Source organism: Vibrio sp. T20, assembly GCF_007858795.1.
Lineage (GTDB): Bacteria > Pseudomonadota > Gammaproteobacteria > Enterobacterales > Vibrionaceae > Vibrio > Vibrio satsumensis.
On record NZ_VFEB01000006.1, the window covers coordinates 66497 to 78227 of the forward strand.

General features: G+C 43.0%; 12 protein-coding genes. 9 read left to right on the forward strand and 3 right to left on the reverse strand.

Annotation, left to right across the window (positions count from 1 at the left end; genetic code table 11):
* Positions 1-94 precede the first annotated feature (94 nt).
* The 3 genes from FTW16_RS00765 to FTW16_RS00775 form a co-directional block, all read right to left on the reverse strand.
* On the reverse strand, positions 95-1819 hold the full coding sequence (locus FTW16_RS00765) for an ATP-binding protein (RefSeq protein ID WP_146489736.1): 1725 nt from the start codon (positions 1817-1819) through the stop codon (positions 95-97).
* Positions 1819-3003 carry an FIST signal transduction protein gene (locus tag FTW16_RS00770; RefSeq protein ID WP_146489737.1) on the reverse strand — a complete coding sequence of 395 codons (1185 nt, stop codon included), beginning with the start codon at positions 3001-3003 and terminating at the stop codon, positions 1819-1821. The genes FTW16_RS00765 and FTW16_RS00770 overlap by 1 nt, the downstream gene beginning before the upstream one ends.
* Positions 3004-3114: 111 nt before the next feature.
* Positions 3115-3480 carry a hypothetical protein gene (locus FTW16_RS00775; protein WP_146489738.1) on the reverse strand — a complete coding sequence of 122 codons (366 nt, stop codon included), beginning with the start codon at positions 3478-3480 and terminating at the stop codon, positions 3115-3117.
* Positions 3481-3732: 252 nt separating this feature from the next.
* On the opposite strand from FTW16_RS00775, the gene ccoN reads away from it, so the two are divergent.
* The 9 genes from ccoN to FTW16_RS00820 all read left to right on the forward strand — a co-directional run bounded on the left by ccoN (position 3733) and on the right by FTW16_RS00820 (position 11634).
* On the forward strand, positions 3733-5166 hold the full coding sequence (gene ccoN, locus FTW16_RS00780) for a cytochrome-c oxidase, cbb3-type subunit I (RefSeq protein ID WP_009846707.1): 1434 nt from the start codon (positions 3733-3735) through the stop codon (positions 5164-5166).
* An 11-nt stretch (positions 5167-5177) separates the two neighbouring features.
* Positions 5178-5798, forward strand: coding sequence for a cytochrome-c oxidase, cbb3-type subunit II (ccoO, locus tag FTW16_RS00785; RefSeq protein ID WP_004742292.1), 621 nt, complete (start codon positions 5178-5180; stop codon positions 5796-5798).
* A 9-nt stretch (positions 5799-5807) separates the two neighbouring features.
* Positions 5808-5984 (forward strand): CcoQ/FixQ family Cbb3-type cytochrome c oxidase assembly chaperone, encoded by a 177-nt coding sequence (locus FTW16_RS00790; protein ID WP_004742291.1) that lies wholly within the window; start codon positions 5808-5810, stop codon positions 5982-5984.
* Positions 5984-6958, forward strand: a complete 975-nt coding sequence (ccoP, locus tag FTW16_RS00795) for a cytochrome-c oxidase, cbb3-type subunit III (RefSeq protein WP_086711456.1) — start codon at positions 5984-5986, stop codon at positions 6956-6958. Before FTW16_RS00790 ends, ccoP begins: the two co-directional genes overlap by 1 nt.
* Before the next feature lie 85 nt (positions 6959-7043).
* On the forward strand, positions 7044-7523 hold the full coding sequence (locus tag FTW16_RS00800; protein WP_123301700.1) for a FixH family protein: 480 nt from the start codon (positions 7044-7046) through the stop codon (positions 7521-7523).
* A 5-nt stretch (positions 7524-7528) separates the two neighbouring features.
* The gene (locus FTW16_RS00805; RefSeq protein WP_146489739.1) at positions 7529-9901 is read left to right on the forward strand and encodes a heavy metal translocating P-type ATPase; all 2373 of its coding nucleotides are present in this window, start codon (positions 7529-7531) and stop codon (positions 9899-9901) included.
* Entirely contained in the window at positions 9901-10137 is a 237-nt protein-coding gene (ccoS, locus tag FTW16_RS00810; protein WP_017059639.1) for a cbb3-type cytochrome oxidase assembly protein CcoS, read from the forward strand. The genes FTW16_RS00805 and ccoS overlap by 1 nt, the downstream gene beginning before the upstream one ends.
* Positions 10127-10801, forward strand: coding sequence for a sulfite exporter TauE/SafE family protein (locus tag FTW16_RS00815; RefSeq protein ID WP_146489740.1), 675 nt, complete (start codon positions 10127-10129; stop codon positions 10799-10801). The genes ccoS and FTW16_RS00815 overlap by 11 nt, the downstream gene beginning before the upstream one ends.
* Positions 10802-10887: 86 nt before the next feature.
* Complete coding sequence (locus FTW16_RS00820) at positions 10888-11634, forward strand: FNR family transcription factor (RefSeq protein ID WP_017632474.1); 747 nt, start codon at positions 10888-10890, stop codon at positions 11632-11634.
* Positions 11635-11731 lie beyond the last annotated feature (97 nt).

Here is an 11731-nt window from a genome sequence, read left to right on the forward strand (position 1 = left end):
TAGCCAATTAATACTGTGTATTTAACCATAATGGCTATTTACCATAAAATACCTAATAAACATATTTCCTAATCTTCGATTAAGAATACGTTTATTAGATCTCAAGCATTAGTCTATCTATAGCTTCTGTTATTTCTTTTGTTCTTACTGGTTTGGTAACGAAATCATTCATACCAACATCTAAACATGAACATTTATCTTCAACGGATGTGTGCGCTGTTAGAGCCACGATTGGTGTTTGGATGTTTGCCTTTCTCATGTGTTTGGTTGTGGTTAAACCATCCATGACCGGCATTGAAACGTCCATCAGGATAATGTCTATGGAATCTTTGTTGTCTTGTATAAAGCCTATTGCTTCTTCACCGTTACTTGCGATAAAAACTTCGTGGCCTTGCCTTGTTAGAATTAACTTAATCACCATCTGGTTTGTCGGATTATCTTCAACAACCAGTACCGAGTATCGACTTCTGAGTTTTCTTGAACAATCAACATCTTCCAGTTGGTTACAGCTGTTCGTTACTCTTGTGAGTACTGGTAATTGAACCTCGAACTTAGAGCCTTTCCCTGGTTCACTTTCTACTGATATTCGTCCACGCATTAGCTCAACTAAGCGTTTTGTGATGGCTAAACCCAAGCCTGTGCCGCCAAACCTTCGCGTTATTGTGCTATCTGCTTGCACAAATGGGCTGAACAATGACGATAGCTGCTGCGAACTAATTCCAATGCCGGTGTCTTCAACTGTTATATAGAACGAACTCTGCTGGTATTTGATGGAAACATGGACGTGTCCGCGCTCCGTAAACTTAATGGCATTTCCGATTAGGTTAAACAATATCTGCGCTAAGCGGCTTGGGTCTATATAGTGAAGCTCAGCATCTGGGATATTGCTAGACACCGTAAGCTTCAGACCTTTGTCGTCTGCAGCCTTTGTTTGTTCTGATAAAACAAAAGTTACAGTGTCTCTTACATTGCTCCATTGTGGCGCAAGTGAGAAACAGCCAGATTCAATTTTGGAAAAGTCCAATACATCGCTGATGATCGCCAACAGAAGCTCAGACGATGTGCTCATATTTAGCAGTATAGACTGTTGTTCTTCTGTCAGTTGGGTCGACTTTAATGTGTCGATCAGCCCAATGATGGCATTTAGTGGAGTTCTTAATTCATGGCTCATCATGGCTAGGAATTCTGACTTGGCTTTGTTGGCTCTTTCAGCGTCTTTCCTTGCTGTGATAAGTTCCGCGGTTCGCTCTCTAACTGTGGCTTCGAGTTTCTCTTTGTTCTCTATGTCGAAAACAGCGCGCTCAATAAGCGGGCGAAAACGGTTTAGAGTTGCTTTAGTTTCGATACTAAAATGTTTGGTATTCGAGTGAATAAAAATAATGACCGATTGCGTTAGCCCGCTATCGATACCGGTGATTAACACCGAGTTAATTTGGTCAAGAATAATGGGATGCAAAGAGTTGAATTCACCCAGAGACTTGGGTTCAAAAAGGATGGCGCATTCCCCATTAATGACTCGAGAAAGCTTGCCATGATCGTTCCAAATCATCTCTTCAAAGACTTTATTGTTGGTCAGTAGAGTTTTGAAATCACCTTCATTCCCTACTCTAGAGACCACGATAAAGTCGTCAAATTTGATGTACTTTTTCAACACAAACTCAAGGCTAGAAAATATCTCAGAGATGTTACTTGCTTTACTGATCGCAGAGATAGTCGATAGGATCACCCTATTCTCTTCGGCCAGCTTTCTCTCACGGGCTTTTAGTTTTTGTAGTTCAATACGTGCTTCTTGCAGCGCTTCTTGACCTTCAGAACCCATTACTTTTTTAACCTATAAAACGTTGCTGATGAAACCATCAAATTACCGTGTGCATTCTCTCCACCTGAAAGCCTTCCTTGCTCACCAAAAGTGAATGGGCATATGTAAGGAAGCCCATTAAGTGCTTGATTTATTTGTTCACAAACCTCATCCATGTCTTGTTTAAGGTTTAACATTGGACCAGCACAAAAGATGTTAATCGCGCCTAATTTCTCTTCTAGATCCATGTCATTGTAGTAAGACGAATGAATGATATTGGCGGCGCGGCTAATTAACTGCTGCTTAGAGCCTTGCATCAAATAAATGGTGTCGCCTTCGTTGATGTCGGTAAATAGCTCGATACCGTTGCACTCCGTTTCGCGAATTGAGTGAGATAGTTTGAAATACGGATAGTTGTAAGATGTACCGACTTTTCTGCCTAGTGGATAGACAGATGACTTTTCAAAGATATAGCCGTCGTCACTGCCACCTAAATGGAAATTAGTCCATTCATTGTAAACCGTGGCGGCTGGCCTGTGATCTATCTCAAGCAAGATTCTATTTCTTACTTTGGTCACGGTTCCTAAGTATCGCGTAGGCGTGTGCCCTGCACTGAATGATGAATAGATAGACTGAGAGGAGAAAAAGACGGTTAATGAGACGCCATTAATTGAGAGTGACTCTTCGGTAAAGATACTCCAATTTCCAGAAACCTGATTGTCTGCAGCACTGCCACCGATAATTGGAACCTCAGTGCCGAATTTCTTATCGATAGCCGCCATCACTTTCTCTTCATTACCTGGAGTGGAATGAAGCAAGATAAGGTCGGGAATTTCACCTTCTCGGTTGGCGTTCTTGAGTGCTTTATCGATCGCGTTGAAGGTGCTGGCGTCTATGGAGTCACCGAAGTGCTCAATGCCCGTGCCGTAAGCGTTGATGCCTGAATCATAAATGATGAGCACACCGATCACAGGCCCTGAATGGAATCCAGTTTCAGTCATAATCCCATGGCATGTCGTGCATCCATGTATTGGAATATTAGGGAGAGCATCTACGAAATATCTCTGCACAGCGAGTGTCGAGTACTCTTCTGTGCAGTAGCAAATAAGACAAGCGATATCCTCGGGGTTTTCTACCCCAAGAAGCAGTTCATCTACGGCGATTTTATCATCTAGAGAATAAGAGACTTTTGATAGAAATTTCATAGAGTTCTGGAAACTTTATTAATGTTGTCTTTATAACACTTTAATGCGCAAGGTTTCACTGGTTTAGTCAATATTTCTATTAAAGAGCGAGGTGTTGCTCAGTTTTGAGTTTTATTCTTTTGAGAGATTTACTGTATACGTCATGACCTGTTGTGGAAATGTAACCGTTATTGAGGAAGTCTTATCATTGGTTTGTAAAAGCCAAGATGAAGCCCCTTTCGATTCTAAAACTCCGCTTCCATCATAGTTAATGATAAATTTGCCAGTTTCAGATGTTTCAATTGAATACCCCTGACTATTGCCCGAAATCGAAACATTATTATTATCAATACCAAATTCACAAGGTTTTGAAACTATACAGCTTACTGTTTCGTTATTATCGTATGTTACTGTTCTCCAAGTAAATGCAGCTATTAAAATAATCAACATGACGATAATTTGAACAAGCCTGCCTTTTGTTAGCTTTTGTGCCGCCATTATAATCTTTACTCCTTGTTACAAAGTTCAAAGTTTTTAAATAAAAATCCAATTCCAGACCAAGCGTAAGGTTACTACTCTGTCATTGATTTGTTAATTCAAGTATAGTGTCGCGTTGAAAATGCCACTTTTTTTTAAAATCAGCAAGTGGAAATAAAGCCCTGAATAGGCTGAATTTCCTTTTCTAATTTGGGTGGCATTACGACGTGAGTCGTGTTGGAAGTAAAGTGTAGTAAATAAGAAATTGGAAGCATGCAAATGAGCCAAGAAAAGCAGCTTGAACAAAACTACAACTATACGGTCGTCCGTCAATTTACCCTAGTTACAATTTTGTGGGGTATTGTCGGTATGGGCGTTGGTGTTTTGATTGCCGCTCAATTAGTTTGGCCACAGCTAAACTTTGATACGCCGTGGTTGACGTACAGTCGTTTACGTCCCCTGCATACTAATGCGGTTATTTTTGCGTTCGGTACAAGTGCGCTGTTTGCAACATCATATTATGTTGTACAACGTACCTGTCAGACGCGTCTCTTTGGTGGCCCTCTCGTAGCCTTTACCTTTTGGGGTTGGCAAGCGATTATCCTGTCCGCTGCAATTACTTTACCGTTAGGTTTAACCTCTGGTAAAGAATATGCGGAACTTGAATGGCCAATCGATATTGCTATTACTCTTGTGTGGGTAGCTTATGCGGTCGTGTTCTTCGGAACAATGATAAAGCGTAAGACATCGCACATTTATGTAGCAAACTGGTTCTTCGGAGCCTTCATCATCACGGTTGCCGTGTTGCACATCGTTAACAGCCTTGCTGTTCCTGTATCTGCGTTTAAATCGTACTCGATTTATTCCGGTGCGATCGATGCAATGGTGCAATGGTGGTACGGACACAATGCGGTAGGCTTCCTATTGACAGCTGGTTTCCTAGGTATGATGTATTACTTCGTTCCTAAACAAGCTGGTCGCCCTGTTTACTCTTACCGTTTGTCGATTGTTCACTTCTGGGCTCTAGTGTCTTTGTATATCTGGGCTGGTCCTCACCACCTACACTACACTGCACTTCCTGACTGGACTCAATCTCTAGGTATGGTTATGTCTTTGGTTCTGTTTGCTCCATCTTGGGGTGGCATGATCAACGGTATTATGACTCTATCTGGTGCGTGGCATAAGCTTCGCTACGACCCAATCCTACGTTTCCTAATCGTTTCTCTATCATTCTACGGCATGTCGACTTTCGAAGGCCCAATGATGGCAATCAAAACGGTTAACGCACTATCTCACTACACGGACTGGACTATCGGTCACGTTCACTCTGGTGCGTTAGGTTGGGTTGCAATGGTTTCTATCGGTTCGGTTTACCACTTAGTTCCTAAACTATTTGGTCAAGAGCGTATGTACTCTGTATCTCTAATCAATGTTCACTTCTGGTTGGCAACGATTGGTACGGTTTTCTACATTGTTGCAATGTGGATCTCTGGTGTGATGCAAGGTCTGATGTGGCGTGCAGTTAACTCTGACGGTACATTGACTTACAGTTTCGTTGAATCTGTAGAAGCTTCTTACCCGTTCTACTTTGTACGTTTCTTAGGTGGTTTCATCTTCCTATCTGGTATGTTCTTAATGGCATACAACACGTACAAAACTGTTTCTGCACCTAAAGATAGCCTTAAAGCTATCCCTCAACCGGCTTAAGGAGATTTAGAATGAGCTCAAATTCAAATAATCGCCATGAGTTGGTAGAGAAGAACGTTGGCCTACTAGCGATCTTGATCGTTATTGCTATCAGTTTTGGTGCGTTAGTAGAAATTACCCCTCTTATTTTCCAAAAGCAGACAACTGAACCCGTAGAAAACCTACGTGTTTACTCTGCTCTCGAAATGGAAGGTCGTGATATCTACATTCGTGAAGGTTGTAACGTATGTCACAGCCAAATGATTCGTCCTTTCCGCTCCGAGACTGAACGTTACGGTCACTACTCTGTAGCTGGCGAAAGCGTTTGGGAACATCCATTCCTATGGGGTTCTAAGCGTACTGGTCCTGATCTAGCGCGTGTTGGTGATCGTTACTCTGATGAGTGGCACCGTGTTCACCTTATCGACCCTCGTGAACTTGTTCCTGAATCAAACATGCCTGGTTTCCCATGGCTTGCTGAGAATGTACTTGATGGCAAATTGACTCAACAGAAGCTTGAACTCTTCCGTAATCAATTTGGTGTTCCTTACACAGATGAACAAATTGCTAACGCTAAACAAGATGTTGAAGGAAAAACAGAGATGGATGCAATCATCGCTTACCTTCAATCGCTTGGCCACGCAATGAAATAAGGAATAATTATGGACATTATTACATTTCAAAGTGTTTGGACTGTGACTGTTTTTGCTTGCTTCATCGGCATCGTTTGGTGGGCATACGGCAAGAACCGTAAATCACGTTTCGACGAAGACGCGAACCTAGTGTTTGCTGACGACGAGCCAGCAACAAGTTCTAAAAATGAAGGAGTGACAAAGTAATGAGTACATTCTGGAGTATTTGGGTTAGTGCGATTACGATTGGTACCCTAATTGGTTGTGCTGTCTTACTTCGTTGGTGTTTTAAAGATAAAACAGGCGTTGAAGAAGGTCATGATATGGGCCATGAATACGATGGTATTCGTGAGCTTAACAACCCACTACCGAAATGGTGGACATACCTTTTCATCAGTACGATTGTTTTTGCAGCGGTTTACCTTGCTCTATACCCAGGCCTTGGCAACTTTAAAGGTCTACTAGGTTGGACAAGTTCAAACCAAGAAGTGCGTAGCATTGAAGAGTCTCGCTCTGCAATTGCTGCTGCGCAAGCAAACAAACAGTTAGATGCGTACGCGAAAGAGCTTGATGATGCAGACACCTACTTCGGTGAAGCATTCAGAAAGCTTGCTCACGACGAAAACGGTTTACGTTCAATCCCTGACATTGCATCAGATGCTGACGCAATCAAAGTGGGTCAACGTTTATTCTTGCAAAACTGTTCTCAGTGTCACGGCTCTGATGCACGTGGTCAGAAAGGTTTCCCTAACCTAACTGACGATGCATGGCTATATGGCGGTGAGCCTGAGGCTATCGTAACAACAGTTATGCACGGTCGTGTTGGTCAAATGCCTGGTTGGAAAGACGCGCTTGGCGAAGAAGGCGTAAAAGAAGTAGTTAGCTACACGCTTAGCCTTTCTGGTCGTAGCGTAAACGCACGTGAAGCAGAAGCTGGTAAAGCTCGTTTCGTAGTGTGTGCTGCGTGTCACGGTACTGATGGTAAGGGTAACCCTGCTGTTGGCGCTCCTGACCTAACTGACCGCGATTGGTTGTTTGGCGATTCTCGCGCAGATGTAACTGAAACAGTTATGTACGGACGTTCTGGTGTAATGCCTGCTTGGAAAGACATTCTAGGCGAAGACAAAGTACAGCTAGTTTCATCTTACGTGTGGAGCTTAAGCAACTCAGATAATAAGTAACATTTCAATAACAGCCTCTTTCTAAGAGGCTGTCTTTCCTTTATTTTATAACCCCTTCTTTTTATTCTTTTTTGAGATATTTTTTATGGTAAAGCCTTGGTATAAACAGTTTTGGCCGTGGTTCTTAATCGCGTTGCCAGCGACAGTAGTTATTTGGACCATCATGACGGTTATTGTGTTTACGCAGAACTCTGTAGACCTAGTGACTGAGGATTACTATAAAAAAGGAAAAGGCATTAATGTCGATATTTCGAAAGTAAACATCGCTAAAGAATTAGGTCTGTCAGCTTTAGTTAACGAAAAAGGTAACTCGGTTATCATTACTCTAGATAAAGGTAAACTTGAGCACTTTCCTGCTATTAGCGCGATGTTCGTTCACAGAACGCTGCCTGACCGTGATTTCACTCAACTGCTGACTGCAGATGCGAGAGGCAACTACACCTTGACTCTAGACCACGAAATGCAAGGTCCATGGTTTATCGAGCTTTCTCCGCACGATTCAGAATGGCTAGTGCAAGGTCGTATGAACTTCCCTATTGAAACTCCTACTCAACTAACGAACTAAAGCTTATGTGTGAATCCTGTTATCACTGCGGTGAAGATGTACCAGCGGAAACGGATTTTAAAGTAGAGATCTTAGGATCGACTCGTAAGATGTGTTGTCCGGGTTGCGAAACCGTAGCCCAGACAATCGTTGATAGCGGTTTGGTTTCTTACTACCAATATCGCACCGCTCCTGCTGAAAAAGCTGATCTAGTGCCAGAGCAACTGCTGGCACTCAGTCATTACGACAATGAAGATGTTCAATTAGAGTTCGTTCGTAACTCTGAAAACACTTCTGAAGTGACATTGTCACTAGAAGGTGTTTCTTGTGCCGCCTGTGCATGGCTTATTGAGAAGCAAGTCTCTTCAAAACAAGGTGTTGGTAGCATTCGTGTGAATACCACTACTAACCGTGCCCTACTTAGCTGGGACAACACGCAAGTGAAACTGAGCGAGTTGTTATCGGCAATCCATACCCTTGGCTATAAAGCAGCGCCTTTTGAGGCCGACCAACAAGAAGCGGCCTACCACCGCTCAATGAAGAACTATTTGTATCGTCTGGGTGTCGCTGGCCTGGCAACCATGCAAGTCATGATGCTAGCGGTAGCGCTCTACCTTGAAGTGTTTGGTAACCTTGAGCCTGAGTTTAAAAACTACTTCCGTTGGGTCAGCTTGATCTTCGCGACGCCGGTTCTGCTCTACTCTGCATTGCCTTTCTATATTAATGCGTGGCGAAGTATCAAAGGTCGAACATTAGGCATGGATGTGCCCGTTTCGATTGCTCTGTTGTTTGCTTACGTTGCTAGTTTAGTGGCGACGGTCACAGAGAAAGGTGAAGTGTTCTTTGAGTCTATCTCGATGTTCACTTTCTTCCTATTGCTTGGTCGCTTTCTTGAAATGCGTGCTCGTCGTAAAGCAGCAGCCGCTAGCGGTAATCTGCTTAAGCTTGTTCCTGCGATGGCAACAACGTTAGATGGCGAACAAGTTCCGGTAAAAACCTTAAAAGTTGGCGACCAAATTCGCGTTCTTCCTGGTGAACACATTCCTGCCGATGGCAAAGTATTGTCTGGTCGAGTTCATATTGATGAATCGATGCTGACTGGTGAATCTATCCACGTAGTGAAAAACGAGGGTGATACTGTCTTCGCTGGTACATTGAATGGTGACGAGTCGTTTGAACTGGAAGTGATGACATCAAAAGCGGATTCGGTGATTTCCAATATCGTTCGTCTGCAAGATGAAGCGCAACTTTCTAAGCCTAGAATTGCTGAAATCGCTGATGTGGTGGCTCGATACTTTGTTGCGGTTATCCTGATCATTTCTTTTGGTACTTGGTTCTACTGGCACCAAACACGCCCAGAAGATGCTTTCTGGATTATGCTTTCGGTACTTGTTGCGACATGTCCTTGTGCTCTATCGCTTGCAACACCGACTGCAATAACCTGTTCAACTTCTCGCATGGGTAACTTCGGTATTTTGCTGCGCAAAGGCCATGTATTCGAAACCTTGTGCAAAGTGAATCACTTGATCATTGATAAAACTGGCACATTGACTGAGGGTGATATTCGTATCAGCCAAGTTGGAACCTTCGCTGAACTTGATAAAGACACCTGTCTCAAAGTAGCGGCGAGCTTAGAACAACATGCTAACCACCCTATTGCGAAAGCGTTCAAGACTCATATTTCTGATGATATCCAAGTAGAATCAGTTAATAACGTGATTGGTTCAGGCATCACTGGTGAATGGAATGGCGATGAAGTCGCTATCGGCAGTAGTGAATTCATTTTAGGTCAAGCTCAACCATCGGAAAGTAACGGTATTTACTTGTCGATGGCGGGCCGTCATATCGCAACGTTTACATATGAAGATCCCATTCGCAAAGAAAGCATCGAGTTTATTAAGCAATTTAAAGATGCGGGAATCAAAACGACACTGCTTACTGGCGATTCTTTGATTAACGCGAAGCCTGTTGCTGAAGAGATCGGTATTACAGACATTGTTGCTAACGCGAAACCTGAAGATAAGCTTGCTTACCTGAACTCTCGAGATGCAAGTGACATTACCATGATGGTTGGCGATGGCATTAATGATGCTCCTATTCTTGCGGGTGCCCATCTTTCCGTTGCTATGGGCGGCGGTACCGATGTGGCGAAAGCCTCTGCAGATATGGTGTTACTGGGTGATAAGCTTGATAGATTACTTAAGTCCCGTACATTGGCGCTAAAAACGCGTAAGATAATCCGTGAAAACTTGGCGTGGTCATTAGGATATAACTTACTTATTCTTCCATTGGCTGTCGCAGGTTTGGTTGCTCCATACATTGCCGTTGTTGGCATGTCTGCTAGCTCTATTATTGTTGTGTCTAATTCGTTAAGGCTTTTAAAAGAGCAAGGTAAATAATGGAAAGTTTATACATACTCATTCCAATTGCGATCGTACTTGTATGTATCGCTGTTGGAATCTTTCTATGGGCAGTTAAAAGCGAGCAGTTTGAAGACCTTGAACGCCAAGGTCACAATATTCTGTTTGATGAAGACGAAAAGGCTCACAACCATTCTGATAGTAAACCTGTCAAGAATGAGAAAGCTAACAGCGAAAGCCAAACTAACGTAGACAAAAAGAACGATGACGCCTGATTGGATCGGAGCCTTTGTTGTTGGATTGATCGGCGCAGGCCACTGCATGGGAATGTGTGGTGGTATTGCGTCGCTTCTTTCGATTGGCAACAGTAAACCTTCCCCTGTTATTCCCCTGCTTTATAACCTAGGTCGCTTGCTAAGTTATGCCGTGATTGGCGGCGTGATTGGTGGTGCAATTTCTTCGATTGGCCAGCTCAGCGATTTTAATGCTCTGCTGGGTTGGCTGCGTTTGTTTGCTGCTGGCTTTATGATCATACTAGGTTTGTATATTGGTAAATGGTGGTTTGGCTTGCTGTTCTTTGAAAAAGTCGGACAGAAACTATGGCGTTATATCTCTCCTTTAGGTAAATCATTTTTACCATTGAAGCACCCTAGCCACGCTTTGCCGTTTGGCTTTATCTGGGGTTGGCTTCCGTGTGGTCTCGTTTATTCGATGCTTACATGGGCAGCAGTATCAGGGAGTTGGTACAACGGCGCTGGTATCATGCTTGCTTTCGGTTTAGGGACGCTTCCAGCAATGCTCACAGTGGGTATGGGCGCTAATATCCTCAAAAAATTGCAACAAGCTGACTTATTTCGTCAATTAGGCGCAGTTTTAATCCTCATTTACGGTTTCTATACTGGTTATATGGCATTGCAGCTCATTATTTATACCGTATAGCTGTTCTTTAAATCCGGTTTTTTTACTACCCTTTAGGATTAAGGAATGCTAAAATATTGACGTATATCAAATAGTGAAAGATTGTTATGATTTCTGAAAAGCCTGTGACGAAACGTGTTCAGTCTGGCGGCTGTGCGATCCATTGCCAGGATTGTAGTATTAGCCAGCTCTGTATTCCGTTTACTTTGAATGAATCTGAACTCGATCAACTTGATCAGATCATTGAGAGAAAAAAGCCTATTCAAAAAGGCCAAGAGTTATTTAAAGCCGGTGACGAGCTTAAATCTCTATATGCTATTCGCTCTGGAACGATCAAGAGCTACACGATTACCGAGCAAGGTGATGAGCAAATTACTGCATTCCACCTAGCGGGCGATCTTGTTGGCTTCGATGCGATTACGGGTGACCTACACCCTAGTTTCGCACAAGCGCTAGAAACTTCTATGGTATGTGAAATTCCATATGAGATTCTTGATGACCTATCAGGAAAAATGCCTAAGTTGCGTCAGCAAATCATGCGCCTGATGAGCAACGAGATTAAAGGTGACCAAGAAATGATTCTGCTTCTTTCAAAGAAGAACGCGGAAGAGCGTCTTGCTGCATTCCTTTACAACCTTTCTACTCGCTTCTCTCAACGTGGTTTCAGCCCGCGTGAGTTCCGTCTAACGATGACTCGTGGCGATATTGGTAACTACCTTGGGTTGACTGTTGAAACAATTAGTCGTCTTTTAGGTCGTTTCCAAAAAGCAGACATCTTGAGCGTTAAAGGTAAATACATCACTATCGAAGATCACGATGCGTTGATGGAACTTGCTGGCGTTTCAAAAGAATAGTCTAGATATCAATGATGTAGTTCAATAATGAGCTACATCATGTTTCTCTCTTAAAACCTCTTATATTTCTCTTAATCTCTCCATAACTACGCTACAT